Raw genomic sequence first — 23,186 nt, forward strand, 5'->3', positions numbered from 1 at the left:
CGGCCCCTTACCCGAACCGCGCCCTGAGCGCCTTCTTGTCGATCTTGCCCACGCTCGTGCGGGGCAGCGCATCAACCAGTTCTATCCGGTCGAGCAGCGCGAACTTGCTGATCGCGCCGCTGTCCACCGAATGCCGCAGCAGCCCGTTCACTCCGTCGCGATCCACTGACCCTCCGCTCGACGGCACGATCACCGCCAGCGGCCGCTCGCTCCATTTCGGGCAGGGCACGCCCACCACAGCCACTTCGGCCACTGCGTCATGCTCGGCGATCAGGGCCTCCAGTGCCAGCGAGGACAGCCATTCGCCGCCGGTCTTGATCACGTCCTTCAGCCGATCCCGGATCACCAGATAGCCGTCGGCATCGATCGTGCCGATATCCTGCGTGTGCAGCCAGCCGCCCCGCCACAGCTCGGCCGAGGCAGCATCGTTGCCGACATAGCCCTGCGTCAGCCACGGCGATCGCACCACCACTTCGCCCTGCGTCACACCATCGTGCGGCACGTCACGCATCTCGCCGTCGACCACGCGCAGATCGATCAGCGGCACCGGCACGCCGGCGCGGCACAGCGTCTCCACCGCAGTCGCCTCGTCGGGTTCGTCGCCGCAAGGCCGGGTGATCGTGATCAGTGGCGCGGTTTCCGACATGCCGTAACCGCTGACGACGGACATGCCGTGCGCGCGCGCCTCGGCGCACAGCGCGGGCGTCATCGCCGCCCCGCCGATGATCATCATCCAGCCGGCCAGATCGGCGCCGGTGCGACCCGCCTCCGCCAGCACCATCTGCAGGATTGTTGGCACGCAGTGCGAAAAGCTCACGCCATGCTCCTGCCGCAGCCGGCAGATCAGCTCGGGCTCGTAGCGGCCGGGATAGACCTGCGTCACCCCCAGCATCGTCGCGATATAGGGCATGCCCCAGGCGTGGACGTGGAACATCGGTGTCAGCGGCATATAGACGTCGCCATGGCCGAAGCCACGATCGCCGGTCACACCGAACGGCGCGTTGCCGGCCAGCGCCTGTAGTACGATCTGGCGGTGGCTAAATTCGACACCCTTCGGATCGCCGGTGGTGCCGGTAGTGTAGAAGGTCGTCGCGATCGCATTCTCGTCGAAATCGACGAACTCGAACGGCTCGGCCGACGCCAGCAACGCCTCATACTCGCCGGCGAAGTCCGCGTCCGTGCCCTGCCCCGTCTCGTCGATCAGGATCATCGCGCGTAGACCGGGCAACGGGCCGATCTGCGCGAGCAGCCCCAGGAAATCGCGGTTCACGATCAGCACTTCGGCGCGGGCATGCTCCAGCGTGTAGCGGATCTGCTCAGCGCTCAGCCGCACGTTCACCGTCTGCAGCACCGCGCCCATCATCGGGATCGCGAAATAGCATTCCAGATAGCGGTGGCTGTCCCAGTCCATCACCGCCACGGTCGCACCTTCGCGAACGCCCAACGCCGCCAACGCGCCCGCCAGCCGCGCCAGCCGGCGGTTCATTTCGGCATAGGTGTAGCGATGCGTGTCGCGATAGATGATCTCGCGGTCGGCCGCAGTCGTCAGCGCCGCGTGCAGCAGGTGGCGGATCGTCAGCGGATAATCATAGGCTTCGGGCGTGCGCCGGGCGAAGCGAAGCGGCATGTCAGTTCCTCTCGTCGCGCGCCTCTTGCGGGCGCTGGCGGGGGGGCGGTGGGCCCGGCAGATAAGCTACTTTCCAGCAAATTCAAAGATGACCGAGCGGCTAACCCCCTCCTAACCGCCACGGCGGGATGCGGGGTCGCGCGCCACTTGGCTAACCGATTGGGAGGTCTTGGAAATGGGTGACGCCACGCCAAAGCAACTGTTGCGCTACTTCTATGAACCGAACGATCGCGCCATGCCGTGGGACAGCCCGCGCTTCGTCTACTTCGCTCGCGGCACCGATGGCCTGATCAAGATCGGCTGCGGCTATGTTCCGCGCAATCGGATCAAGGCTGTCCGCGATGCGAATGGCGCGCGGCCGGAGTTCTTGGCAGCCATGCCCGGCAGCTTCGCGCTCGAAAAGCGGGTACACAGTGCGTTTTGGCAAGAGCGACAGCATGGCGAGTGGTTCACCGCCACGCCTCAACTCGAAGCCCTGATCGCGCACATCCGGGATGAGTTTGGCGAACCCGCCAAGCCATCACGCAAGCCGCGCTTTGCCCCCGCCCGCCTCACAAACACGGGGGATGGGAAGTGAGCGAGCTACAGACGCGAGAGCAGATGCTGGCCGAGCTGGAGCGGGCAAAGGTGCTGTTCCAAGCACGCGCGCTGGCAGCCGCCATGGGGTTGCCGCAGCCCGACAAACGCCCCCTCTCCCCTAGCGAGCCGTCGCGATGACCGGCGTAGACAGCGATCTTGGCGAAATCCTAATCGAGGTTTGGCCGCCGCGACAGACTGGCGGGCAGATATGCGGTCCGGGGTCGAGTGGGATCAAAATCACGCATCTTGCCAGCGGCATTGTTGCAATCTGTGAGACCGAGAGAAGCCAGCACGTCAACAAGATGATTGCGGTCAATATGATCGAAGCGGCTATCACTCACCCGCGCTATCGGGGGCCGTCGCGATGACCCCGCCAGACGATATCGCGGCGATCGCGAAGGGGCTGAACAGCTATTTCGGCCTGCGGATCGTCGAAAGCCCGCTCCTAACGATTGGGCCATTCGAGGACTGGTCTGACGTTCGGTCGCCTTCAAGGGCGGCAAGGCGTCGCAAGAAGCACCGGCAGCGCATCCGCTTCTACAGCAAGCCTGATCCCAAATTCTACCGGATCGGCGACACGATCACGGCTCATCCTGCCTCTGTCGCCGCTCTCCGCGCCTACCTGGAGCAACACCCCCATGACTGACACGGATAGCCTGGAAGCGCTGGCGGGACGGCGCGATCGTCGGAGGCCGTCGTCTCGCAGGCCCGTCGAGCCACCACCGCCTCTCATGAGCGGAGTACTTATCGCGGGGCTGAAGCGCGCTCTCCGCGGTGAGCCGATCGTTGCCAGTGCGAAACGCAGGCTCACTGAAATGGGAATGATCGAGAAAGTCCCTGATCGATTTTCAAAACTGACAGCGAAAGGGCTCGCCACCCTCCGCGCCCATCAGGAGCAACAATCATGACCGATACGCGAGCGGTGGAAGTGCCTGCGGGCATGAAGTCCTGGGATGGTGGCGATGCCGCGCCGACCGATTTTGACTGGAAAGAGCCCGCCCTTACCCGGCGCGGGCATGTAATTCTCGGCTTATACGGTCAGCCTCCTAGCCGTTGGAAGCATCTGGGCAGCGTAGATGACATCATAGCCTACACCCCCATCGCACCTGCTGCGGACAGCCGGCCGGTAGGGGGCGAGGATGACCTAAGGAAGAAGATTTCCGGAATACTGCTTGGCTTCCATGTTCGGGGCATTGACGCCCATGACGAATACACGGACGCCATCCTCGTCGCCCTCCGCCCCACCGACGCCACCCGGATCGAGGCGGAAGTCGTGGAGCGGTGCGCGCGGTTAGCCGAGAAATGGCGCGACGAGAACAAGGCGTCGGCAGCGAAGGCTCGGAAGTCGCACAGCGAAGGTTCGCGTAGCATGGCCGAAATGCTCGATGGTGCCGCTATCGAGTGCAACGCTATCGCACAGGCCATCCGCGCCACGCTGACCGAGGGGAGGTGAGGATGGGCGAAAAGCTGACAGTCGGCCAGAAGCTGTGGTTCGTGCCGTTCCAGCCTCGACACATGAGCCCGAGCGAGATCACGATCAGGAAGATCGGCCGCAAATGGGTTTACGCCGATCGGATGCGGATCAACCCCGAAACGCTGGAAGTCGATGGCGGCGGCTATACTTCGCCCGGTTCCTGCTGGTTGAGCGAAGCCGATTGGCAGGCCAACACCATGCGCTCTGAGGCTTGGGACCGCCTGCGCCAGATGATCCGCGGTCAGTGGCGCGCGCCTGACAACCTATCGGCCGACGACATTCTCGACATGATCGATCGCTTCAAGGAACCCCGCCCATGAGCGCCCCTCCCCAACCCGACGAACGGATCGAGGCTATGGCGCGGAGGCTGTCCTTCGCCGAGATGGCTGCGCTCCAACAAGCGATCAGCGACCCCGGCTCGCGCGTTCCTCGCCTACGGGCAACCGACGGTAGCGTTGAGTTGCTGTCTCACTGGCAGGCCCGCGCCGCCCTATCAGCCATCCCCGCGACCACGCGAGACGAGGTGCTGGAGGAAGCGGCGAAGGTAGCGGAGAGCGCCTTCTCTGACATCGCGATACCGGCGTCGTGGGCTGCCGCTGGCGACTCGATCGCCGCCGATGTTCGCGCGCTCAAATCCACCCCCGACGATCTACAGAAGGGAGGCGACCATGCCAGGTGATCTCGTGGAGCGGCTTAACGGTGCGCCAGAATGGGGCTATCGCTGTGTTGCGGAAGGCACGTTCATTTCGGACGATGCGCCTTTCACAGCCGCCGACCACATCGCCGCCCTGCAAGCGCGGGTCGAAAGGTTGGAGGGGGCTTTGACCTACGTTGGCGAGTGCTTCGATGCTGCCGTATCCGAGGGGCTTTACGAACGCATAGCGGAGGCCAGCGACAGCGAGGAACCGGGGTCGCTCGCGGGTCTGTTCGCCCGCCGCATCAATCACGGCTATGAGGCCGTCCGTGCCGCCCTCGCCGAGCCCACCGAAGGAGTGCGGGAGTGAGCGACAAACCGAGGATACGGCCGAATTTCCGCCCTGACGGGAGGTGCTATTGGTTCAAGATATTTAGAGGCGATGGCTGGGTGTGGAGCGTTGATGTTGACGGGTTCCCATCGCCAGAACAGGCATGGGCGGAGGCGCTCGCTTGGTATCGGGGCGGCCAACCGCCGATGGGCCACAGGAACATCGACCGATGACGACCGGCGAACTTTGGGCGGCCTGCATCTTGATGGTAACCGTTGGTGGCTTGCTGGGCCATACGATTGGGTTTAGCCGTGGCATCTGGCGGGAGCGCGAACGCAGATGGAAGGACCGCCTATGACTCTGCTGGACGCCGCGAAGCAATCCCGCCCGGTATATCAGCAGATGACCGTTCCTAACCCGGAGCGGCGTTGGTATACTCCGTGGCGCGATAAGCAGGTTGTGGTCAATGGACCATTGCTGGCGGTCGAAACGATGCGGGACACGATCGTTCGCGGCCTCAGCGAGGAAAGCCCGTTCGCTGCCTACATGGAGCACCCATGACAGACCTATCCACCGCCATCGTCGTCACTTAGCCGCCAGCGCCTGATCGACCGCCTTATCGCGTGCCTCGCGTTTGGCCTTGTAATCGCGGCGGTTCAGCATTTGCTCTCGGGGAGTTGCCCAGCGGCAATTCTCTGGCGAGTATCCTCCATCACCGTCGATGCGATCAATCGTTAGCTCGGGCGAATAGCCGCTACTGCGCGCCCATTCCTCAAACGACTCAAAAGCCTGCCACGCATCGCAAACCGTTATCCCTCGCCCACCGTATAGCGCCCAGTGGGAGTGCTTCGGTCGTGAACAGCGCGATTTCATGCTTTGCCAGATGCTGTAGATTCGAGTGTTTCGCATCCCATGCTTGGCATGCCCGCATGATTTGCAATGCTTAGACTGCCCCGCTCGCAAAACGCCGGTGGTCGCTCGCGTTTCAGCGCCGCAGTCGCAAATCAACATCCAAGATGGCTGGCCATTCCCGTAACGCGGCCCATGGCCGATCACTACTAGCGAACCAAACCTGTGCCCGATAAGATCATATTTAGCTGCCATGCTACTAGCCCTAGATGGTGGTTAGGGTCGGCCCGGTGTGTCCAGCACCGCGTCGACCCGTATTACCTATCATATCTTTAGAATATTTGCCACCATTTGCGAGTTTTAAGCGCAGCGTCGATTTGCTGGTCGCGGGCCTCACAAGCCTTTACGATAGATATGGCTGCCCCCTTGAATGCGTTCGACTTGTCCAACTGGGCGGACTGAGCATCGGCGAACGAGATCCAATCTCCTGCTGTGTTTCCTTCTGGTATAGGAGCGCTCGGCACGTCATCGCTGATTTGCGGTGGGACCAGGGTTGAGCAAGCGAGCGCAGACCGGATCACGAGCGGCTGCCCGGCGCATGCAGACAGCCCGCCGGCCAGCATCGGCAACGCCGACATCGAGAATAGCTTCCGCACCTGGCGCGCGTCGTATCGCATTTTCGCTTTCCCTCGTCTGTTGGTCGATCGCGGCGGAATTGGTCAACACGTCGGCTGTGATGCCCGTGGCGTCGGTCGCGGCTTTTACTTGCCCGTCAGCGCGCGCTGTGTCGGCTTGCGCCTGTGCGGCCTCTTGGCGGGGTTTCTCGGCACCGCAGGATCGCAGGTAGAAGATGATGCCGACCACCAGCACTGCGAGGATGATCCAGCGGGCGATACGCCAAGCGTTCACCATTCGTCGTTCCTTCCGAAACCGATCGGATTGGGATCGCGCCAGATCGTTGACCCGTCCGCCCAAAGCAGCCCGGTATCGACCGACTCATGATCCGGCACGGTCAGATCCGGGATCAGCGGGGGATCGTAATCCTCGTCATCGCAGGCGCGCGGGGGACGGCGGCTGTAGCGGCTCATGGCTGCGGCTCCACAGGAATGGGATCGCTCGGCGGGTTCGTCACCGTCACCGCCTGCGCTTGATCCGGCGCGGTGCTGCGCGGCTTGAATGTGCCGCCCAGACCGATCAATCCGGTGATCGCGCCACCCAGCGTTGCCAGCGCGGCGGCCATACTCGCGTCCGGTTCCTTGACCAGCAACACGACAGCGACCGCGACCAGCGACATCACGACGATGGCGATGATGACCGACAGGAAGGCGATCAGGCTGTGGCGGTCGCTCATGTCGCGCTCTCCAGCTGCGCTTCATAATCGCGCTGGATTTCCGCCATCGTGCTATTGGGGAAAGCCAGCAGCCGCGTGCCGTTCATGTTCATCGACACCGGGATATCGAGGCGCTTGGACACAGCGATCATGTCACGAGCGATGTCCTTCACGGACGAACCTGCGAGCCCCTCTAGCGGCAGGATTAGGTTGTAGCGGCTCATACCCCCCACTCCCGCCACCATGCCGTGCCGGGCAGGAAGGACCGCGAACGGCTGTTCCAACCCTTCAGGAACTGCGGCTGCCCCAGTGACGTGTCGAACTTGATCCGCACGTCGGCCCATTGGTGGGCGGCGGCTTCCTCGCCATGTCGGCCAAGCCAATCGCGATAGGCCGATGCCGTAGCCGGGCCCATCTTGCCGTCATCGGCCACGCCTACCATGCGCTGGAGCAGCTTGATCGCCTGCGCCGGTCCCGAGCCCCAGCCCTTGTCCACCACGCTGGCCGTCACCCGGTTCCAAGGCAGCAGGTCGAACCGCGGGCGTTCGTAATAGCCTCGCACGCCCACCTTGATCGCTTCTTCGATGGTCAGGTTCGCGATGTCGTCGGCAGTGATGCTGTAAGGATCGACGCCGCGATAGGCCGCCAGCGCGGGGCCCGTCACACCGAACTTGCTGCCGATCAGCTTGCCGACGCCGCGCCTCCCTCCCTGGTAATTCCCGTTGTCATCGGCGCGCATGGATAGCCCGCCCTCGTGCGCCCGGATGAAGCCGCCGATGAACTCCGCAACCGTAGGCGGCGGCTTGTCGGCCACCAGCCCCAGCGCGCGGTTGATCTCCAGCACATCCTCTGTAGACAGCGGCCCGCCCTTCACCGTGCGGATCGCGTCGAACAGGCGCTTTTGGTCCAGGATCGCTGTCATGGCATTCTATCCAGTAGATCACGCATATCTTCCGGCGTCTCGGTGCGGGCGCGATATGCTTGGTGGAGGGCATGGGCGACGTTCATGAAGGCCCCCGCGGCCAAGCGAACATCGAACACGGCTGTCGTCATCAACAGCGTGCCCAGCACGATCAGCAGGGTTGCCATCATTTCGGCTTCCTCTGTTCCATGAGAAAATCGAGCTTGGCTTCGATCCGGGCGGTGCGGACGTTCATTGCGCTGATCGCGTCGGTCCGCGCTTCCTCGCTGGCTTCCAGCTTGGAAATCCGCTCAGTGCTGCGGTTCACCTCGCCGGTGATCTGCCCACCCTGATAGACGATGCCAGCGACTGCAAGAAACAGGCCTGCCCACGGCACCCATTCCTTCTTTTGCTCTACGCGACTCATGGGTTTAGGTCTCTTGCTCTTCGGAACTGGACAACCACCGGATCAGGCAGTTCAGGAACAGTAGATATGCCCCGCCTGCGATGATGACGACCGATATAGTCTCGATAACCCCCATGGCCGATCCACCCAAGCATGACCAATGCCTGACAACAGGCGAGTATGAAGAGCCGCCACCACCAGTCATACTGCGCGTGATCGCCCATAGAGGATGCCCCGAACGCGCAATGGATCACGAGTTCGAGGCCATAGATTGATGAAATCATAATCGGGAAGCGCGAGTTGGCGCGCTCCAATATAAAAGCGCCCGTTGCGAAATCGACCGCAGCGAACGCTTGCCAGGCGTATGGATTGCCTGTTGCTTCGACGATCGCGGTGTTGACGAACCAGTTTGCCAGCAGCGCAATCGCGACCCGCCGCCGCTCCCATGACCGCCCCGAAAGGAGGCAGAGCGCGAACAGCGTAGCCGCCAGCGCAAATGGGAGGGGCAGCATGGTGCGTCACTTGTCCTTAGGGGGTGGCGGTGGTGGAGAATTGCCACCACTGTTCTGCGGCTGCGGGGGCTTCACCGTCTTCAGATATTCCGCCTGCAGGTCGTCGATCGCCGCGCGGACGCTCGCCAGCTTCTTCATCACCTGGTCGGCCATGTTCAGTCCTCCTGTTGGATTTGCGAGCAAATGAGGATGGGGATCATCATGGCTTCGTGACCCGGACACGCACGGTCCCGCTGGCCAGATCGACCGTGGTATTGTTGTTGTTGTCGAACCGGAAGGCGACGGTATCGGCCGCGCTCACATAGGCGGACAGGCGCACGCCCTGCAGGCTGTTCGAAAAGGACGCCTGCACGAAATCGCCCAGCGCAGCGCCAGCGACGGTGATCGTCCCGGCGGACGCCGAATTGTTGATCAGGCTCGGCGGATCATAGGTCGTCGACCCGTTCAGCACGACCGCGGCCATCAGCTGTTTCCAACCGGTGTTGCCGTTCGTCGTCTTGGTGTATTGGCCGCCGGCGGAGAGATCGCGATAGGTCGAGCCGATTCCGCCGGTCACCACGCCTTCGGGCGATCCGAACCCGGCGGCATCGATCGTGCCCTTCAGGTAGCGGCGGCCCTGTACATAGTCCTGCACCGTGGCGTCATCGATCGTGGTCGCGGTCAGGTTGTCGACGATGGTGTGGACCGAGCCGCCCTTCACGATGTTGCGCAGTGTCCAGGCCTCGGTCCCGCCGTTGAAGAAAACGACCGTGTTGACGTTGTTGTCGGTGGTGAAGCCGTCCACCGTGTCGAGCGTGCCGCCGCTGTTCGACAGGCAGGCGACGACGGTGTTGCAGCGCTCGCCGTGCAGGCCTTTCGCGCTGATCGTGGTGCAGGTGGAAAATTCGAACGCATTCTGCATCTTGAACGCGTTTTCGCCCAAGCCATCGAACGGCGAGGCATCGTTGCCGCGCGCGCCGACGACCGTGATGTTCGCCAGCGAGATGCCGGCGGTGGCTTCAACCTTCACCCCGGTGGAAGTCGTCTGCTGCTGGGTCGCGGACGGGTAGCATTCGACATCACGGATGCCGAGGCCGACGAATGAACCCTGCACATGCACGCCATGCTTGCCATAGTTGCGGATCAGCACGTCTTCGATCCGGCAGCCTTCGTTGGCCTTCGTCGTCCAGATGCCGGTGGTGCCTGGCCGGTTATTGCCGTCCAGCACCAGGTTGACCGCCTGCACCCGGAACACGATCGCCTCGCCCACGCCGAGCTTGACCATCGCAGTCGCAGGAAAGGTGGACGAAGCGATCAGGCCACCTTGCTCACGCTGCGCGCCGACCAGCTTCACCTGGTGCGGGATCGAGATCATCGCATCAATCGGGAAGATCCCGACAAGCTGGACCGTGCCGCCGCCCTTGTTCGTCGCGACCCAGTCTAGTGCCGCCTGGATCGCAGCGCGGTTGGTCGCAGCAGACGCACCGACCGATGCGCCGAACTGGCGCGCATCGACCGTGATCAGGAAATTGTCGAGGGACAGGGCCGTCGATCCGCCCGCGCCCTTGTTGGCGATCGCGACCAGCGACGTGCCGCCGGTGCCGGCTGATAGCCCCAGCTTGCCGACGATCGCGGTCGCCTCGGCCGCCTTGATCTCGTCGACGCCCACCGTTTCGTCGGCCAGCGGGCCGCTCGGCAACCCGCGCGGTCCCGGCGGCCCACCGATCGTGACCGCGATGATGCTCTCGCCGACCTTGATCACCGCATCGCTCATTGCGTCACCCCCGCGCGAACCGTGAATGTGCCGGCCAGCCAGCGTTGCTTGAGGCCGCCGGAAGGCGTGACGTGCATGTCCCAGTAGAGCAGTGCGTCGGCACCGATCTCATCAGGCAGAGGCAGACCCTCCATCGTGGTCTCGTTGATGCGGATGCCGACGATCGAGGTGGTGACCCCGCCGGTGGTGGCCACGCTGATCAGCCGCAGCCCTTCGGTGCTAGCGGACGTGACGGTCGGCAGGTCCACCAGCGGCGTGCCAGCAATGTCAGGCAAAAGCCGAACCTGAGCGCGCAGTGTTGCTCCGGTCAGATCAAATCCTTCGAACGAAAGCGTCGCCACGAACGCCGTCCATCGGTCCGCCACAAGGGGCAGACTTCCAACCTGTCGCATCTATGTTCCTTGAGGCTAAGCGTTGATCCGCACGACCGAGCAAGTCAGCGCGTAGCTGTTGCCGATCGCGAGTAGCGGGGCGTTCAGGCTGATCGTGATCTGGCCGGCGGTATTGCAGACGGCATCAATCAGGGCGTAGCCGGCGGGCCGACCGACAACCGAGGCAGCGCCATTCAGCCGGTAGCTATCGCAGAACGCAAGATAGCGACCGCCCTTGACCGTGCCCGCCAGCGCGACAGTCACCTCTCGAATGCCGAGCGCGATGGCAACCGTGGCAGTCTGGGCCAGCGTGACCGTGCCGACCAAGGTTGCGCCTGCTGGGCCCACTGCCCCCTGCGACCCAGTTGCCCCAGCCGCACCAGTTGGCCCCGTGTCACCCTTGTCGCCCTTCGCCCCCTTCAGCGTCGGGTCAGCAGACGGATCGGTCACAACCTCGACCTCGACCGGCCAGCCTTCGGGCAGCACACCGCGCGAAAATAGGATCGCCATCATCGGCGCGCTCTCGTCAGGCGGCTGCCGGGACAAGCCCAGCTCGAACCGACCCGCATTACTGGACGGGCGCAGCGTAAGGTAGAGCCGCGCATAGCGAGGCGGTGGTGGAGGCGGTGCAGGCATTGTCAGGGTTCCTGCTCGTAAGAGCCGGTGCCGCCCCAACCACCGCCCGGCGACGGCGACGCAGGATAGACACCGCCATCGGACGTGGCCTGCCGCCCAAGGAACACATATTTCGATTGCGCCATTAGCGTTGCCGCCGGCGAGATCTCGGTTTCGTAAGCGTCAGTTTCGAGGTTGTAGAACACACCGTAAGGCGTGCCCGCAGCCAGGCCAGGAATGGTGCCCGCCGGAAAGCTCACCGTCTGGCCGTCGTCGATCACGCCTGAGAATGCGACGATCGTGATCGTGTCGTCGTCGGCGGACACTGGATAGGGCACGGTCTGGCTTAGGATGCGGTAGGCACCGCGGGCACTGACCTGTTCGATGGCCTGCACGAGCGGGGAATTGAGCGGATCATAGACGGTCGGGTCGGCCGGTTCGACGGCCGGCGCTTCTTCAGCGTCCCACGCATAGATATCAGGATGCTCTTCGCGCAGCACCATCGGCACACGGCCATCAACCCGAATGTCACGCGCCTCCACGCGGAACAGCTTGTTGACGAAGCCGAGCGCCGGGAAGGTCAGCGTCACTACGCTGCCCCGCGGACAAGCCCAGCCCCGCGCGTTGAACTCAGCCGAAAACCGACCCTGATATTGGTTGCGCTGCAACTCCTGCTTCGAAAGCCTCTGGGCCTGCGATGGCGACTGCACAGTCGTATAGTCCAGCGTCGTCGGGCGATCCTTCCCGTCCAAGCTCGCAATGGCAATCTCGGGGTAATCGACGAGCTGGTAGAGGCTCTTGTCGGACGGATCGACGAACCGCCCGCGCACGACGTTGAAGCTTTCGTCGATTGGCCCGATCGGCTCCCAGTTGAACGGCCCCAGCACATCATCCGGCCCGAACGCCATCACCGGTGTCGCCAGATCGTTGTGCAGGACCGCTAGGGTCAGCTTACCATTCAGGTCGCGCAGCCGCCCATTCATGGCGGCTTCCAGCGTTGAGATGACGACTGTCGGCTCGTCATCCTCACTGAACACGCCATCGCTGCGGTAGCGCGGCTCCGTTCCGCCGATCGCCAGAGAGACGGGCTCGTCGCATAGGTTGGCCGCGGTAATAAAGCTGTCCAAGTCGATCCGATCGACCGGCGTCCCGCTACCGACTGCCAGCTTGCCGTTGATCCGCCAGCCGAGAAGCCACCAAAGCATCTGGAGGGCAGGGTTGCGGGCGGCGTCATCGTCCCACGTCCAGGTCGTCTGATCCTCTGCGTCCTGCCCTGCTTCCCGCGGGTCAAACACCAGCGCAGACTTGCCGATGATCGTCATCCGCGTGGGGATAGAACTGGCGAACGGGCTTTCGGCCTTCTTGCTGTTGCCCGTCCGCTTGAAGATGAAATGGACATAGGCGCAGCCGGTATAGCGGCGCGTGCTGCCCATCCGCGCCGAAATGTTGATCGCGTTAGCGGCCGAGCCCTCTTCGCGCGTGGCAACAGTTAGATACCCGACGTAATCGCCCTGCACCCCGCCGCTGGAGGTCCAAGCCTTCTTGTCCTCGAACCAGATTTCGTCATGGCTTTGGGTCTTGTGCGAAGCCGTCACGATGAAGAGGTGACAAAACTCCTGATCCGTGCCGAGATATTCCATGTCGCGAATGTCGGTGTTGAGCGCGGTGCGTCCGAAAGCGATCTTGCGAGGTGTGGCAGGGACGATGCTTGCATTGAGCCGGTCAGTCGTTGCGCGGCTCGCCTTTGCCGCCTTCGGACCAATGCCGACGCCCTTGACGATATCGCCTATGCCCGACGCGATCAGTGCCGACGAAATGAAGGGGCCAACCACTGGGATTTGGCTCGCGAGGATAGCCAACCCGATTTTGGCGACGCCCCGAACGATCTTGCCCATTTAGACCGCCCAAGCCTTTATCCAGCGCGAGCGTGGTTCGCGGACCAGTGTGGGCCCGTCTTCCTCGCCTACGAACAATGCTTCACCGCCGATGCACACACCGATCGCAGCCGTGCCGTCGCTGGCCTCGCCCATCACAAGATCGCCCCGCTTGGCCTTGAACGGCGAGATGGCCGGAAAGCGATCGTCCACCATCGCCTCCAGCCCGCCATGCTCGGCGAGGATGCGGACCCTGCCTGTCCCTGTCTGCGCACGTCGCCGCAGACCCTTCATCGGATCACGCCCCGTCACTGCCCGCGCCGCGCCAGCCGCGAAGAAAGCGCAATGCTCCAGTTCACCGTCGCGGGCATAGGTCATCGCCCCGGCGAGATACTCTGCCAGGCGCGCTTCCCAGTCCGGCCGCCGCATTAGACCGCGTTGACCTTCGTCTGATTGATGACGAAGTTCAGCAGACCGCTGGAACCCCCACTAGTGAGCCCGGCCGTGCCGCCCGCCTGCGACGTGCCGTTTGCAATCGCAATGGCCGCGCGCGCAGATTGGTCACCTGCATCGAATTGAGCCGCATCAAGATAGGTGCGACGGCTTGGGGCCGAGAGTGCCGCCAGATAGCTTTCGATCGACAGGCTTACGGTCTGTGTCGCATCGTCACCGTCGATGATGAAGCTCGTCATCCGGCCGGTATAGTAGGGCCAGACTGCGCCCTGCTGGACGCCCCCCATGTTTCGCACCGCTTGCCACAAGCGAGCCGTGCGCAGACGCCAAGAAGCAGGATCTCCCAACAGGTTCAGCAGATCGCTGTCCGGCCCGATGATCCCCGATAGGGTCGCGGTCAGCGTTTCCTGCCCCCCTTCCTGTTCGCGAAGCTCGCCGACCTCCACCAGCCGCGGATCGATCGCCTCGAACGTGTAACCGTCCAAATCATCGTCGCCGGTGCCGCTGAAGGTCACGTCGCTGCCCCAGGTCGTTACGCGCACCGGGTCCCCATCAATGTCCAGCCAGCAAAAGAACGCGGGACGAATGTCGCCGGCGAGCGCCGCAATGGCGGTTGTATCAGGCCCCGCCATCAAACCAGTTCCTCTAGCGACACCGACTGCGAATAGACCTGTCCCGGCTCGACGGTCCAAGCGACCATCGGCTCTGCCAACGTCATCTCGCACCAAGGCCGCACGGCTTCGATATCGGCGTTGTCAGCGGGAACTGAGCGCAGGCCAGGCGCAAATGCGATTGTGGCCTCACCGGCGGCACTGGCAACGAAAGGCGCAATCAGAACCACGAGTTGCCCGGCGATCGTCAGCAAGTTGCCTTCCAGCATCTGCATGTTCGGGTGCCATCCGTCTGTCGCCAGCGTGCCGGTCAACGCCGCGGTCTGCCCTCCACCGTTCACCTTAGGCGCGATCGAGAGATTGAATTGCGGCCCCTCGGTCGCCGGCACCCGGAAGCTATTCTGGATACCGCGCAACTGCATCCAGAACGACCGCAAAGGCCGCTGATTGCGTTCGCCGACGATTGCCACGAACTCGCCTTCAGCCATCCACATCGTGGCGCCTGGCAGGCCCACCACCTGCCGCTTGCTCGTCCAAATCGAGCGGTTTGCCTGGGCTGGTGTCCGGTGCGTCCAGCGCAGGTTGCGAAACTTCGCCCCTTCCGGCAGCGCGATGGTCGCCATTAACTGCTCATCCGCTTGCGGCTCGTTGCGGCCATGGTGTTGCGGGTCGCGGCCTGGACGATCTGGGGGGCGGCGTTGGCAAGCTCGCGCCGGATCATGCTGACAGTCTCCGCGGTCGCGCCGGGCGCGTTGATCGTCAAATTGACTGACGCGCCCGCGCCGCCATTGTCATTGCGCGGCACGACGCTGATCATCTCCCCGCGCGAAACACGCGCAACCGGCCGACCGTTGATGCTCATCAGATTTGTATCGATGCCGGGGTTCATACGGATCACCCCGCCGACTGCCAGACCGGGCGTCTTCTTCCCGAAAATGCTGCCGACCGCACCGGCGATCAGTCCGCCAATGCCTCCACCACCGTTCGCGCCCTGAAGCGGAGACAGCACGTTTTTGATCAGCGCATTGCCGATGCTGAAGATGACTTGGAGCGCTACGTCTTTCCATGACAGAAAGCCGCGCATCACCCCTTCAAGCCCCCGGCTCAGATCATCGTTAATCGTGCGAGCCAGATCAAACACCGCTTCAGTTGAAAACTTCCATCCCGCGTTCATCGCGTCGATCTGGCCGCCGACCTCAGCGATAGTGCCACCCAGGCTATCCATCACCGCGCCACTTTCCAGCAGCGAAGGTGTATCGATCACTTTGATCGGCTCGGCTTGGCCGGCGTCTACCATGCCCTTCAGCTGGGCGCGGATATTCTCAATCGCGGTCGCGTGTTCGTCCGCGGTGATGCGGCCAGATGCAAGCGCCTTGTTAAAGGTCTGTTCGGCAGCGTTAGCCGCCTCGATCGCGGAACGCAGCGGGAGATATTGCTCGAGAAGTCCCGCCAGCGGGTCGGCTGCTCTAGCGCCACCCGATGAACTACCCGGCCCCTTCGGGTTCGATGGCAGCTTGGGCAGTGCCGCGCCCCCACCCCCACGCGTCCCAAACATTTTATTTAGCCCGGCCGCACCACCAAACATGCCATTCACGATGGACGATTGGGTCGCTCGGTTCTGGCTCTCCCATTGGCGTTGCTGTTCTGGCGTCACACCTGTCAAGACAGCCGCCATGCCGGGCATCGCCCCAAGCTTCAGCAGCATGTCACGGCGGGCAATTGCTGCCACCTGAGCGGCCTTTGCCTCCTCATACAGCTGCGAGGTGCGGGCTACGCTCTGCTGGATCGCCGAATTAGACGCCGAACTGTCAGCTAGTACCCCATTTAGTAGTTCAGTCTGGCTCTTAAGGGCCGAAACTGCCTTCTCTGCCTCATTCGCGCGCTGATGCAACAGGTGGAAAGCTGCCGCTACTCCAAGAATAGTTGCGCCGATCGGACCGCCAATCAGCAGCAACGCACCGCGCAACAGGGCCATAGCGCCGGCTGCTGAAGTCGCGGCTGCGGCCATCGCCGTGAGCGCGCCGGTGACGAGTGCGATAGCGCGCATGGCAAGCGCAACAGTCACAAACCGAGCCATCAGCGCGACGACAGTCGCCATTGGATTGATCAGTAGACCCAGAGCAATAGCAAAGGGCCCAAGCCGTGCCAGCACAAGGGGTAAAACAACTGACCCGACTGTGCCGAGGACCGCCAGCAATGGTCCGATCGCAGCGGTAACAGCACCAACCACAGTACCAATCTTTAGAAAAATCGGCTCGATTTGCGCGAGCCCACCAGCAACGCGCGCCAAGGCGTTGTTGAAGGCCGTAAGCGCTTGGTTCAGACCGGCATTGCCGATCGCAATCTTCAGTGTCTCAAAGGCCGCTGCCCGGCGTCTAGCTGACGCTTCCAGGCCTTCGGTCATCTTGTTAACCTGAGTGTCGGCAGAGGATGCCTCGATCGTATTCCGCAGATCAACGAAGCCGTCTTTGCCGCGCTTCATAAGCTCGATGGCGGTGCGCATCGCATCAGTGCCAAAGAGCGTTTTCAGCGCGTCGTTCTGCGCCTCTTGGTTGAGCCCGCCCAGCCGCGACTTCAGGATGCCCGAAATCTCGGCAAGATCCTTCATGTTGCCCTGCGCATCGAAGAACTTGATGCCCAGCGACTCCATAAGGGCCGCCGCCTCCTTCGACGTTGGGTTGAGCGAGGTTAGGAACGTCTTGAACGACGTGCCCGCGTCAGAACCTGACGAGAATGACGAACTGGTGGCCGCGATCGCAGTTGCGAAATCAGTGAAATTGACGCCCAGACCGCCGGCCACACCACCAGCCTGTCCCACCGCCTGCTGAAAATCCTCAAAGCCGAACTTGGACGCATTCATCGCGCCCGTCACCTGATCGACCACCCGCGGCAGTTCGCCGGCCGATTTGCCGAACTGCTGCATTACGTCGGTCGTCAGGTCGGCAGCCGGTGCAAGCTCAGCGTTGCCAGCCGTCGCCAGCTTCAGCGACGCGGACAGCGCCCCACCCATGATCTGGGACGCGCTCAGGCCATTCTTCGCCAGCATCTCAATGCCGGACGCCGCCTCGATCGCGCCGCGAGCCATGGATGGGCCAAGTTCCTTGGCGCTAGCCGCCAGCTTGTCGAGTGCAGCTGGATCGGCGCTCCCGATAGCGGCTTCAACCCGCTTCATCGCGGCCTCGAACGATCCAGACGCCTGCGTCGCACTGCGAGCGACAAGACCCAATGGGGCCGTTACCCCGACAGTCAGGCCGACACCGACTTTGGCGATCGTGCGCCCAAGGTCGCGGACCTGATCCTGCAACTGGCGCAGCGCGGCGCTTGCGCTGCCGATCCCGTCGTCCCAAGCTCGGCTGTCGAGCCCAAGGGTGACGCGGAGGGCTCCGATAGTATCGACCATGGGAGTCTCCAATGAACAGTGCTACGGCCCATCCGCCATCGCAGGCGTGGAACATCTGGGGATCGCTGCTGATTTTGGCCGGGCTAGGCCTGGTTGGTTATGCTTTCCTAATGCCAGTCGGAGTGACTTCCGGGTCAATTTACGGCCCCAGCGAAGTCATCAATATTGGCAAGATAGCAGACCGCGATTTGGCTTTTGGCGGAGGCGCACTGTGCCTACTGCTTGGCCTTATCTGTTGGGGCATCAGCGAGATTGCTGAACGCCTTCATCGTGTTTCCCTGGCGATCTATCATGGGCAAGCCGCTAACCGCGCGTCTGCCGAACCCATGCCCGCATCGCCGCCAGCAACTGATCAGACGACTGGGCGGCAGCAGCCGGACGCTTGATCCCCATCAGCTTGTCGAGGGTCGGGAATTTCTTCCCTGGCATCTGGGCCAGCGCTCCCGAATGCCAAGCCAGCCACGCGCGCCCTTGCTGTTCGCGCTCCGCAGCCCGCCGCCTGCCTGCCATGATCGCGCCGTAACTGGCCGGGGTCTGCCGCCAGAACTGATCAGGTGGCAAACCCTCTTCCGCCCATACGCTGATTAGGCTGAACCAGTCCCACCCGGAAGCGTCGCCGCGGGCTTCCGGGCCTTGGGAGGGCGCGCCGTATCGGCCTTCGGCATCACCGCTGCAAACAGGCGATTGAAGGCGTCCCCGAACCCATCGAGGCCGATGGCGGAGATGAGCCGGCCAGCATCCCGCGGCGTCACGTCCGGGTGTTGGTCGAGCAGCGTTGCCCAAAACACTGTCTGAACCAGCTTCGCGCTGGGACTGTCGCTCAGCGCCGGACCCAAAGCCTGCATATCCAGCCCGGTCGCTTCCTCGATCTCGACGAAGGTGTTGAAATCGAGAGTGAGCGTGTAGCGCTGGCCGTCAGCCTCGATATCGATCGCGCCGCGGAAGGGGTTACCCATTAGGCAGCTGCCGCCTGAGTCACGGCACCCGCGATGCGAACCGTCAACGTCGCCATCTGGGCTTCGTCAGCGACCAGGCCCGAACGCTCATAACCCTTGATGATGCCGTTGAACGTGAACTGCTGATCGCCACCCGTCGCCGGGACGACGATCTTCATCGCCACCGCCACCGCATCGGCTTTCGCCTCGGAAATAAGATCGTCGCTAGCCGAGCCGGCGATATAGTTCATCTCGATCGTGATCTCGCCCGGATCGATCATGCCAGCGATATACTCGCGCGTCCGGTTCGGGCTTTCGAGGTGAGTGACCTCGACGTCATCAACCTGCTCGTTCGGCAGGCTGATACTCGTCACCTCGGCAATCTTGGTGAGCGCCGTGCCATTGTGGATCCAGAACTGGCCACCATAGCCGATCTTCGCGTCCGACATTTCTTCCTCCTTCAGATAGGTGAGTGCCAGACCGAAAGGTCGAGCATGGTGCGATAGGTTGTGCCGCCGGGTTCTCCGGAGACTTCTTTGCGCCGGTCACTGTCCCCCCGGCGATTGGCGATGAACGAGCGATCGACGCGCACGCCGGCCGCTTCAAAAGTAGCTTCCACGGCCGCGACCACCGCGTCCGCCAGATCATCCGCCGCGCCCCGGCCTGCTGCGAAACAGTCGATCTGAATGCGCGACCGCTGGTAATCCCGGCGTCCGTCCAAGGTCGACACCGCGGGCGATGAAACGAGGTAGATCACCGCCGCTGGAAGAGCGGTTCCTTCCGGCCTTTCGTCACGATAGACGCGTCCGCCCGCTACCGACTGAGCTTTCAGCCGATCGCGGATCGCAGCCGTGATAGACATCTACGCGTCCGCCGCTCGCTTGACGCTTCCCCGCATGTGCTTTGAGACAATGCGCTGCGCGTCGTCGCGCTGTTCTTCCCAAGCTGGGCGAAGGAACGGCTGCGGCGGCATGTTCACGGTTCCGAACTCGATATAATTGTCATAGAAACCCTGCGGCTCGCGTGCGCCGACAATGGCGGTGGGCGCGTTCCCGCTGGGCAACTGGACTTCGATACTGTCCCGCAAAGCGCCCGTATCGACCGGCACCAACTCCTTTGCCCGGCTCGCGATTACCTCGCCACCTGCCTTCAGAGCTGCCCGAACCTCGCCAGCGGCAGCGGCGCTGCGGAGCTTTTCGAGCCGCGCCTCAACATCCTTCAGCCCATCGATCCGAACGGACATGCGCATCAGTCCGCCCTCCGATCACCGATAATTTCCAGCGCCACACGCCGACCGAGCGGGCTAACGGACCGCACATCATATTCGACACCATCGCACCTGACGCGATCCTTGGGGCTGATGTCTTCCGTCAGGCTCGACCAGCGGACCGTGAACACCATCGGCGCAATCGCCCCGGTCTGCGCACTGCTGAAGCGCTCACTCCCCGGCGAAGGCCGCTGCTTTGCCGACACCGTGGCGGCCTCTGTGTATCCGGGGCGATCGTCACCGTAGCTATCGGCCGCTGTCCCGAACTTCAGGATCGTCAGTCGCCGGTCCAATTCCCCCGACTTCAGCACATATTCGGCCATGCCACCTCCCTAGAGGAGCCGTGGCACCTCCATCTCCCAAGGCATCTTCGCGTTCTTCCGCTGATTGCACTGTGGGCACGAAATCACGATATTCTCAGGTCCGTTCGATCCACCCCGCGCTAGCGGGATACGGTGATCGACATGGTATTTTCCAACCTTACGGCAGCACCACCAACACAGGCCTCGCTGGCCGGCTAACTGCCGTTTGATGTCGGCGTCGGTGTGCCGTCCGGCCGCGCCGCGCTTCCTCGCTCGGTAGGCCCTAACCCTCGCCATCGCCTTTTCGGGAAAAGCCAGGCGGTAAGCCCGCCCCCATGCCAGCAACGCTTCACGGTTTCGGACATACGATCGGCGGCTTGACGCGCGAACCTTGTCCGGGTTGGCCGCCGCCCAATTCCTCCAATACTCCCTGATCTCGTCTCTGCGATCCTCACGCCGCCGCCGTGCAGCCTCACGATGGCGCTCGATATCTCGGTCCCGCCATGCCCGCTTACGCTCGTTGCAGACTTCCCGATTGTCTTTCTGATACTCTGCGACACGCTGGATCACCGCATCGCGGTTGCGTTCGTATTTGGCGCGATCGGCGGCTTGAGCCTTTTCCGGGTTCTCCATTCGCCAAGACAGAACATGAGCCCGGTTACATGGGTGGCAAGGCCCTTCCCATCGTCCCGACCTACCCTTGCGCGGCTTCCTCCAACTGAAGTTTCCCGCCGTGGCTTCCCGTTCGATCCCGCATTTACTGCAGCGCTTTGTCAGCACGGTTTCGATCGTAAGCATGTTGCCAAATGTTACTTCGTCGGGCGACTCTGGTCTAGCTAAACAGCAATCCGCCGATGCCGTTCAAGCAGCCAGTCGAGCGTCCGCCCTGCGTCATCCGGGATCGCGCCGCGGTTGTCGTAAATCGCGCTCACCAAAATCTTGACCGCCAGCCGGATATCGTCGGGCACGTCAGCCGGATCGCCGAACCCGACCACCGCAGTTACCGTGATCTGGCTGCCATATTGCCGGTTCGGCCACGTCGCGTTGCTCGCCAGCACGATCGACGGATACATGCCGGTCTTGCGCACCACGTAGCTGTCCGGGTCCACCGTGCCGGTCGTTCCAGCCGTGTCGATATACTCGATACCGGTAACGTTTTGGATGGGCGAGACCGGCAGCCGCCATAGCTGTTCGGTCGTGTCGGTCGTGAAGCTGACTGTCTGCGTGACAAGCCGCTGGCCGGTGTAGGTTTCGATCCAGTGGGTGGCCGCGTTGATCGCCTGTTCCAGGAAGGCATCTTCGCCGGTGCCGTCGATGCGGCACTGCTCGCGCGCTTCCTCGACCGAGATTGGGGTGTCGGTAGGCGGGGTGATTAGGGTGATCACGCGGCGATCAGCGCTTGCTTGGCGGCGATCATGCCGGGGGCGTTCATCACCTCAAACCGATACCGGGCAGTGGGATGTGTGCCGTCCGCCGTTTCAATGAACACGACCGGCGTCCCGATCGGGTGCGCCTTCACAATCTTGACGTTGCTCTGGTTGCCCACCACCCAGTTGCCCCCCGAGGGAGTGGCGGCATTGGCAACGCTCGTGCGGAATGGGCCTTCCTGATTGGCCCCGCCCGGATCGATCACGTAATACTCGCCCTTCAAAGGCTGGACGCCGGTCAACGTGATAGTCGAGGGGCCGTTAGCGTCGTCGATCGTGGCGACTGCCATCGTTGCGGTCGGGCCGACCTTCCACAGTCGCTGGTTCGGCGAAGCCGGAGCCAGATTTACATCGTGATCAAAGACACCGCGATAGCGCCCACCCAACAGCGACCGGGTTTGCGTCATGAAGGTGTCGCGTTCGGCAACGCCCTGCGGGATGACCGCCTGCATGTCAGCGGTAACTGCGAACTGCGTTGCCGGCGTCGTGCCGCTGATCCCGGTGCCCTGCACATACGGGTAAGGTGTGTGCCCCCAGATGCGAACAGTCGGGTCCTTCGCCCAGATCAGATCGATGAAGGCGTTGGTGACGGTCGCAGCGGTCCCGCTCATGTTGCGGAAATGCTCATTGATCGCGTCGGTAAACGGCCAATAATTCTGGTTCGCGCCGGGGATCGCCGCCAGCACCGCCTCCTGGAACTGTGCCCCGTTCATGTAGGTAGCCAGAGGCGTGGTCAGGAAAGTCGAGAGATTGGATTGCGACAGGCAGTCGCCGGAAACCGCCACACGCCCGCCATTGCTCGCCAGCGTCAACAGCTCGCGGATCGGCCCGTGATTGTAATTGTTGTTCGAGCTGTCCGAGAAGCGATCCTCGATGCTGTCACCCAGCACCAGCACGGCCTTGCCAGTCTTCAGCACTGCCAAGAATGCGGACGGCGCAGTCGTGTGGCTGAATACGCGGCCGGTGGGGATCGTCCCATCGAAAGGCGTGGCCGATGCGCCGCTCGTTTCGCCCGTCACCATGCCGGAGCTCGGGGCGACTGAAATGGTCCGCTGGCCGCCGACCGGCACATAGTCATGGCCGCGCCAGAGATATTCGCCAGCCGCTAGAGCGCCGACACGAACTGCGCGGATGCTATTCGCCGGACGCGTCCAGACGTTGCCGGGGCCGATGGGGTTGCCATTATCGGGGTGCTGAACCTGTGTGATAGCACCACCCGCCACAGCCTCGACAGTCATCACCCGCCAGTCCTGCGCGGTGTTGCCGGGCGCGACGTGCACATTCGCACCAGCGCCGTTCAGAGCCTTGTCGCAGAAAATGAAATAGCCGTGGTCGCAGGCTTCCGGCAGCGCAAACCACTTCTTCATGAAGCTGTATTCGGTGCCGGACGTGACGGCCTGGAAGGCAATAGGCGGGTTGAGGCCAGCAGCCGCGTAGACATAGCGAGGCAATGCCCCAGCCCCACCGCCACCCGCGGCAAACACAGCGCGTGAGTAAGCCTTCCGCCCCTGCGTGCCAAAGCGGGCGTAACGCTG

Annotated in this window: 36 protein-coding genes; 9 read left to right on the plus strand and 27 right to left on the minus strand. The window is 63.0% G+C overall.

Annotation, left to right across the window (positions count from 1 at the left end; translation table 11 throughout):
• Window positions 1–7 precede the first annotated feature (7 nt).
• Entirely contained in the window at window positions 8–1,627 is a 1,620-nt protein-coding gene (locus ABC347_RS07635) for a long-chain-fatty-acid--CoA ligase (RefSeq protein ID WP_413245137.1), read from the minus strand.
• Window positions 1,628–1,802: 175 nt separating this feature from the next.
• Between ABC347_RS07635 and ABC347_RS07640 the strand changes: the two genes are divergently transcribed.
• The 8 genes from ABC347_RS07640 to ABC347_RS07675 all read left to right on the plus strand — a co-directional run bounded on the left by ABC347_RS07640 (window position 1,803) and on the right by ABC347_RS07675 (window position 5,206).
• The gene (locus ABC347_RS07640) at window positions 1,803–2,204 is read left to right on the plus strand and encodes a GIY-YIG nuclease family protein (protein ID WP_413245138.1); all 402 of its coding nucleotides are present in this window, start codon (window positions 1,803–1,805) and stop codon (window positions 2,202–2,204) included.
• A 136-nt stretch (window positions 2,205–2,340) separates the two neighbouring features.
• The gene (locus tag ABC347_RS07645) at window positions 2,341–2,574 is read left to right on the plus strand and encodes a peptide chain release factor-like protein (protein WP_413245139.1); all 234 of its coding nucleotides are present in this window, start codon (window positions 2,341–2,343) and stop codon (window positions 2,572–2,574) included.
• Window positions 2,571–2,852, plus strand: a complete 282-nt coding sequence (locus ABC347_RS07650) for a hypothetical protein (protein ID WP_413245140.1) — start codon at window positions 2,571–2,573, stop codon at window positions 2,850–2,852. Before ABC347_RS07645 ends, ABC347_RS07650 begins: the two co-directional genes overlap by 4 nt.
• Window positions 2,853–3,110: 258 nt before the next feature.
• Window positions 3,111–3,659, plus strand: a complete 549-nt coding sequence (locus tag ABC347_RS07655; RefSeq protein ID WP_413245141.1) for a hypothetical protein — start codon at window positions 3,111–3,113, stop codon at window positions 3,657–3,659.
• A gap of 2 nt (window positions 3,660–3,661) precedes the next feature.
• Window positions 3,662–4,000 carry a beta barrel domain-containing protein gene (locus ABC347_RS07660; RefSeq protein WP_413245142.1) on the plus strand — a complete coding sequence of 113 codons (339 nt, stop codon included), beginning with the start codon at window positions 3,662–3,664 and terminating at the stop codon, window positions 3,998–4,000.
• Window positions 3,997–4,359 carry a hypothetical protein gene (locus tag ABC347_RS07665; RefSeq protein ID WP_413245143.1) on the plus strand — a complete coding sequence of 121 codons (363 nt, stop codon included), beginning with the start codon at window positions 3,997–3,999 and terminating at the stop codon, window positions 4,357–4,359. The genes ABC347_RS07660 and ABC347_RS07665 overlap by 4 nt, the downstream gene beginning before the upstream one ends.
• Entirely contained in the window at window positions 4,349–4,684 is a 336-nt protein-coding gene (locus ABC347_RS07670) for a hypothetical protein (RefSeq protein WP_413245144.1), read from the plus strand. The genes ABC347_RS07665 and ABC347_RS07670 overlap by 11 nt, the downstream gene beginning before the upstream one ends.
• A gap of 315 nt (window positions 4,685–4,999) precedes the next feature.
• Window positions 5,000–5,206, plus strand: a complete 207-nt coding sequence (locus ABC347_RS07675) for a hypothetical protein (protein ID WP_413245145.1) — start codon at window positions 5,000–5,002, stop codon at window positions 5,204–5,206.
• A 24-nt stretch (window positions 5,207–5,230) separates the two neighbouring features.
• Here the strand turns inward: ABC347_RS07675 and ABC347_RS07680 are convergent, their stop codons facing one another.
• From ABC347_RS07680 to ABC347_RS07765, 18 genes are all read right to left on the minus strand, one after another.
• The gene (locus ABC347_RS07680) at window positions 5,231–5,749 is read right to left on the minus strand and encodes a hypothetical protein (protein ID WP_413245146.1); all 519 of its coding nucleotides are present in this window, start codon (window positions 5,747–5,749) and stop codon (window positions 5,231–5,233) included.
• A 270-nt stretch (window positions 5,750–6,019) separates the two neighbouring features.
• Window positions 6,020–6,406, minus strand: a complete 387-nt coding sequence (locus ABC347_RS07685) for a hypothetical protein (protein WP_413245147.1) — start codon at window positions 6,404–6,406, stop codon at window positions 6,020–6,022.
• Entirely contained in the window at window positions 6,400–6,582 is a 183-nt protein-coding gene (locus ABC347_RS07690; protein ID WP_413245148.1) for a hypothetical protein, read from the minus strand. Before ABC347_RS07690 ends, ABC347_RS07685 begins: the two co-directional genes overlap by 7 nt.
• Window positions 6,579–6,845, minus strand: coding sequence for a hypothetical protein (locus ABC347_RS07695; protein ID WP_413245149.1), 267 nt, complete (start codon window positions 6,843–6,845; stop codon window positions 6,579–6,581). Before ABC347_RS07695 ends, ABC347_RS07690 begins: the two co-directional genes overlap by 4 nt.
• Window positions 6,842–7,048 (minus strand): hypothetical protein, encoded by a 207-nt coding sequence (locus tag ABC347_RS07700; RefSeq protein WP_413245150.1) that lies wholly within the window; start codon window positions 7,046–7,048, stop codon window positions 6,842–6,844. Before ABC347_RS07700 ends, ABC347_RS07695 begins: the two co-directional genes overlap by 4 nt.
• Window positions 7,045–7,746 (minus strand): glycosyl hydrolase 108 family protein, encoded by a 702-nt coding sequence (locus tag ABC347_RS07705; RefSeq protein ID WP_413245151.1) that lies wholly within the window; start codon window positions 7,744–7,746, stop codon window positions 7,045–7,047. The genes ABC347_RS07700 and ABC347_RS07705 overlap by 4 nt, the downstream gene beginning before the upstream one ends.
• Complete coding sequence (locus tag ABC347_RS07710) at window positions 7,743–7,916, minus strand: hypothetical protein (RefSeq protein ID WP_413245152.1); 174 nt, start codon at window positions 7,914–7,916, stop codon at window positions 7,743–7,745. The genes ABC347_RS07705 and ABC347_RS07710 overlap by 4 nt, the downstream gene beginning before the upstream one ends.
• Window positions 7,913–8,152, minus strand: a complete 240-nt coding sequence (locus ABC347_RS07715; RefSeq protein WP_413245153.1) for a hypothetical protein — start codon at window positions 8,150–8,152, stop codon at window positions 7,913–7,915. Before ABC347_RS07715 ends, ABC347_RS07710 begins: the two co-directional genes overlap by 4 nt.
• The gene (locus ABC347_RS07720; RefSeq protein ID WP_413245154.1) at window positions 8,149–8,643 is read right to left on the minus strand and encodes a hypothetical protein; all 495 of its coding nucleotides are present in this window, start codon (window positions 8,641–8,643) and stop codon (window positions 8,149–8,151) included. Before ABC347_RS07720 ends, ABC347_RS07715 begins: the two co-directional genes overlap by 4 nt.
• 6 nt (window positions 8,644–8,649) lie before the next feature.
• Window positions 8,650–8,796: a hypothetical protein gene (locus tag ABC347_RS07725; RefSeq protein ID WP_413245155.1), complete on the minus strand. Its 147-nt coding sequence runs from the start codon at window positions 8,794–8,796 to the stop codon at window positions 8,650–8,652.
• A 46-nt stretch (window positions 8,797–8,842) separates the two neighbouring features.
• Entirely contained in the window at window positions 8,843–10,396 is a 1,554-nt protein-coding gene (locus ABC347_RS07730) for a pectate lyase family protein (RefSeq protein WP_413245156.1), read from the minus strand.
• The gene (locus tag ABC347_RS07735; RefSeq protein WP_413245157.1) at window positions 10,393–10,737 is read right to left on the minus strand and encodes a hypothetical protein; all 345 of its coding nucleotides are present in this window, start codon (window positions 10,735–10,737) and stop codon (window positions 10,393–10,395) included. Before ABC347_RS07735 ends, ABC347_RS07730 begins: the two co-directional genes overlap by 4 nt.
• 66 nt (window positions 10,738–10,803) lie before the next feature.
• Entirely contained in the window at window positions 10,804–11,277 is a 474-nt protein-coding gene (locus ABC347_RS07740; RefSeq protein WP_413245158.1) for a collagen-like triple helix repeat-containing protein, read from the minus strand.
• 128 nt (window positions 11,278–11,405) lie between these two features.
• Complete coding sequence (locus ABC347_RS07745) at window positions 11,406–13,214, minus strand: phage tail protein (RefSeq protein WP_413245159.1); 1,809 nt, start codon at window positions 13,212–13,214, stop codon at window positions 11,406–11,408.
• 63 nt (window positions 13,215–13,277) lie between these two features.
• Window positions 13,278–13,685, minus strand: coding sequence for a DUF6950 family protein (locus ABC347_RS07750; protein ID WP_413245160.1), 408 nt, complete (start codon window positions 13,683–13,685; stop codon window positions 13,278–13,280).
• The gene (locus ABC347_RS07755; RefSeq protein WP_413245161.1) at window positions 13,685–14,341 is read right to left on the minus strand and encodes a hypothetical protein; all 657 of its coding nucleotides are present in this window, start codon (window positions 14,339–14,341) and stop codon (window positions 13,685–13,687) included. Before ABC347_RS07755 ends, ABC347_RS07750 begins: the two co-directional genes overlap by 1 nt.
• On the minus strand, window positions 14,341–14,943 hold the full coding sequence (locus tag ABC347_RS07760; protein WP_413245162.1) for a hypothetical protein: 603 nt from the start codon (window positions 14,941–14,943) through the stop codon (window positions 14,341–14,343). The genes ABC347_RS07755 and ABC347_RS07760 overlap by 1 nt, the downstream gene beginning before the upstream one ends.
• A complete protein-coding gene (locus tag ABC347_RS07765; RefSeq protein ID WP_413245163.1) occupies window positions 14,943–17,720 on the minus strand; it encodes a phage tail tape measure protein in 2,778 nt (925 codons plus the stop codon). The genes ABC347_RS07760 and ABC347_RS07765 overlap by 1 nt, the downstream gene beginning before the upstream one ends.
• Window positions 17,721–17,731: 11 nt before the next feature.
• Between ABC347_RS07765 and ABC347_RS07770 the strand changes: the two genes are divergently transcribed.
• A complete protein-coding gene (locus tag ABC347_RS07770) occupies window positions 17,732–18,106 on the plus strand; it encodes a hypothetical protein (RefSeq protein ID WP_413245164.1) in 375 nt (124 codons plus the stop codon).
• Window positions 18,107–18,304: 198 nt separating this feature from the next.
• Here ABC347_RS07770 and ABC347_RS07775 read toward each other — a convergent pair whose 3' ends face one another.
• The 8 genes from ABC347_RS07775 to ABC347_RS07810 are packed head-to-tail and all read right to left on the minus strand — an operon-like array spanning window position 18,305 to window position 23,102.
• Complete coding sequence (locus ABC347_RS07775) at window positions 18,305–18,676, minus strand: hypothetical protein (RefSeq protein WP_413245165.1); 372 nt, start codon at window positions 18,674–18,676, stop codon at window positions 18,305–18,307.
• Window positions 18,676–19,104: a phage tail tube protein gene (locus ABC347_RS07780; RefSeq protein ID WP_413245166.1), complete on the minus strand. Its 429-nt coding sequence runs from the start codon at window positions 19,102–19,104 to the stop codon at window positions 18,676–18,678. The genes ABC347_RS07775 and ABC347_RS07780 overlap by 1 nt, the downstream gene beginning before the upstream one ends.
• Before the next feature lie 11 nt (window positions 19,105–19,115).
• Window positions 19,116–19,517 (minus strand): tail completion protein gp17, encoded by a 402-nt coding sequence (gene gp17, locus ABC347_RS07785; protein ID WP_413245167.1) that lies wholly within the window; start codon window positions 19,515–19,517, stop codon window positions 19,116–19,118.
• Window positions 19,518–19,904 carry an HK97-gp10 family putative phage morphogenesis protein gene (locus ABC347_RS07790; RefSeq protein WP_413245168.1) on the minus strand — a complete coding sequence of 129 codons (387 nt, stop codon included), beginning with the start codon at window positions 19,902–19,904 and terminating at the stop codon, window positions 19,518–19,520.
• On the minus strand, window positions 19,904–20,245 hold the full coding sequence (locus tag ABC347_RS07795) for a phage head closure protein (RefSeq protein ID WP_413245169.1): 342 nt from the start codon (window positions 20,243–20,245) through the stop codon (window positions 19,904–19,906). Before ABC347_RS07795 ends, ABC347_RS07790 begins: the two co-directional genes overlap by 1 nt.
• Window positions 20,246–20,254: 9 nt before the next feature.
• Complete coding sequence (locus tag ABC347_RS07800; RefSeq protein ID WP_413245170.1) at window positions 20,255–21,022, minus strand: HNH endonuclease; 768 nt, start codon at window positions 21,020–21,022, stop codon at window positions 20,255–20,257.
• 38 nt (window positions 21,023–21,060) lie between these two features.
• Window positions 21,061–21,609: a head-tail connector protein gene (locus ABC347_RS07805; protein ID WP_413245171.1), complete on the minus strand. Its 549-nt coding sequence runs from the start codon at window positions 21,607–21,609 to the stop codon at window positions 21,061–21,063.
• A complete protein-coding gene (locus ABC347_RS07810; RefSeq protein WP_413245172.1) occupies window positions 21,606–23,102 on the minus strand; it encodes a hypothetical protein in 1,497 nt (498 codons plus the stop codon). Before ABC347_RS07810 ends, ABC347_RS07805 begins: the two co-directional genes overlap by 4 nt.
• Between the last annotated feature and the right edge of the window lie 84 nt (window positions 23,103–23,186).

Origin of the sequence: Sphingomonas canaveralia (assembly GCF_047238125.1) — a bacterium.
GTDB lineage: Bacteria > Pseudomonadota > Alphaproteobacteria > Sphingomonadales > Sphingomonadaceae > JBDFMH01.

Coding starts and splice junctions, on each gene's coding strand:
- ABC347_RS07710 (WP_413245152.1), bottom strand. CDS start 7,916: ATGATGGCAACCCTGCTGATCGTGCTGGGCACGCTGTTGATGACGACA.
- ABC347_RS07755 (WP_413245161.1), bottom strand. CDS start 14,341: ATGGCGGGGCCTGATACAACCGCCATTGCGGCGCTCGCCGGCGACATT.
- ABC347_RS07680 (WP_413245146.1), bottom strand. CDS start 5,749: ATGGCAGCTAAATATGATCTTATCGGGCACAGGTTTGGTTCGCTAGTA.
- ABC347_RS07715 (WP_413245153.1), bottom strand. CDS start 8,152: ATGAGTCGCGTAGAGCAAAAGAAGGAATGGGTGCCGTGGGCAGGCCTG.
- ABC347_RS07760 (WP_413245162.1), bottom strand. CDS start 14,943: ATGGCGACCATCGCGCTGCCGGAAGGGGCGAAGTTTCGCAACCTGCGC.
- ABC347_RS07750 (WP_413245160.1), bottom strand. CDS start 13,685: ATGCGGCGGCCGGACTGGGAAGCGCGCCTGGCAGAGTATCTCGCCGGG.
- ABC347_RS07640 (WP_413245138.1), top strand. CDS start 1,803: ATGGGTGACGCCACGCCAAAGCAACTGTTGCGCTACTTCTATGAACCG.
- gp17 (WP_413245167.1), bottom strand. CDS start 19,517: ATGTCTATCACGGCTGCGATCCGCGATCGGCTGAAAGCTCAGTCGGTA.
- ABC347_RS07635 (WP_413245137.1), bottom strand. CDS start 1,627: ATGCCGCTTCGCTTCGCCCGGCGCACGCCCGAAGCCTATGATTATCCG.
- ABC347_RS07780 (WP_413245166.1), bottom strand. CDS start 19,104: ATGTCGGACGCGAAGATCGGCTATGGTGGCCAGTTCTGGATCCACAAT.
- ABC347_RS07645 (WP_413245139.1), top strand. CDS start 2,341: ATGACCGGCGTAGACAGCGATCTTGGCGAAATCCTAATCGAGGTTTGG.
- ABC347_RS07770 (WP_413245164.1), top strand. CDS start 17,732: ATGAACAGTGCTACGGCCCATCCGCCATCGCAGGCGTGGAACATCTGG.
- ABC347_RS07695 (WP_413245149.1), bottom strand. CDS start 6,845: ATGAGCGACCGCCACAGCCTGATCGCCTTCCTGTCGGTCATCATCGCC.
- ABC347_RS07775 (WP_413245165.1), bottom strand. CDS start 18,676: ATGGGTAACCCCTTCCGCGGCGCGATCGATATCGAGGCTGACGGCCAG.
- ABC347_RS07670 (WP_413245144.1), top strand. CDS start 4,349: ATGCCAGGTGATCTCGTGGAGCGGCTTAACGGTGCGCCAGAATGGGGC.
- ABC347_RS07700 (WP_413245150.1), bottom strand. CDS start 7,048: ATGAGCCGCTACAACCTAATCCTGCCGCTAGAGGGGCTCGCAGGTTCG.
- ABC347_RS07665 (WP_413245143.1), top strand. CDS start 3,997: ATGAGCGCCCCTCCCCAACCCGACGAACGGATCGAGGCTATGGCGCGG.
- ABC347_RS07655 (WP_413245141.1), top strand. CDS start 3,111: ATGACCGATACGCGAGCGGTGGAAGTGCCTGCGGGCATGAAGTCCTGG.
- ABC347_RS07720 (WP_413245154.1), bottom strand. CDS start 8,643: ATGCTGCCCCTCCCATTTGCGCTGGCGGCTACGCTGTTCGCGCTCTGC.
- ABC347_RS07740 (WP_413245158.1), bottom strand. CDS start 11,277: ATGGCGATCCTATTTTCGCGCGGTGTGCTGCCCGAAGGCTGGCCGGTC.
- ABC347_RS07800 (WP_413245170.1), bottom strand. CDS start 21,022: ATGCTTACGATCGAAACCGTGCTGACAAAGCGCTGCAGTAAATGCGGG.
- ABC347_RS07765 (WP_413245163.1), bottom strand. CDS start 17,720: ATGGTCGATACTATCGGAGCCCTCCGCGTCACCCTTGGGCTCGACAGC.
- ABC347_RS07675 (WP_413245145.1), top strand. CDS start 5,000: ATGACTCTGCTGGACGCCGCGAAGCAATCCCGCCCGGTATATCAGCAG.
- ABC347_RS07725 (WP_413245155.1), bottom strand. CDS start 8,796: ATGGCCGACCAGGTGATGAAGAAGCTGGCGAGCGTCCGCGCGGCGATC.
- ABC347_RS07705 (WP_413245151.1), bottom strand. CDS start 7,746: ATGACAGCGATCCTGGACCAAAAGCGCCTGTTCGACGCGATCCGCACG.
- ABC347_RS07685 (WP_413245147.1), bottom strand. CDS start 6,406: ATGGTGAACGCTTGGCGTATCGCCCGCTGGATCATCCTCGCAGTGCTG.
- ABC347_RS07730 (WP_413245156.1), bottom strand. CDS start 10,396: ATGAGCGATGCGGTGATCAAGGTCGGCGAGAGCATCATCGCGGTCACG.
- ABC347_RS07795 (WP_413245169.1), bottom strand. CDS start 20,245: ATGGCCGAATATGTGCTGAAGTCGGGGGAATTGGACCGGCGACTGACG.
- ABC347_RS07790 (WP_413245168.1), bottom strand. CDS start 19,904: ATGCGCATGTCCGTTCGGATCGATGGGCTGAAGGATGTTGAGGCGCGG.
- ABC347_RS07660 (WP_413245142.1), top strand. CDS start 3,662: ATGGGCGAAAAGCTGACAGTCGGCCAGAAGCTGTGGTTCGTGCCGTTC.
- ABC347_RS07650 (WP_413245140.1), top strand. CDS start 2,571: ATGACCCCGCCAGACGATATCGCGGCGATCGCGAAGGGGCTGAACAGC.
- ABC347_RS07690 (WP_413245148.1), bottom strand. CDS start 6,582: ATGAGCCGCTACAGCCGCCGTCCCCCGCGCGCCTGCGATGACGAGGAT.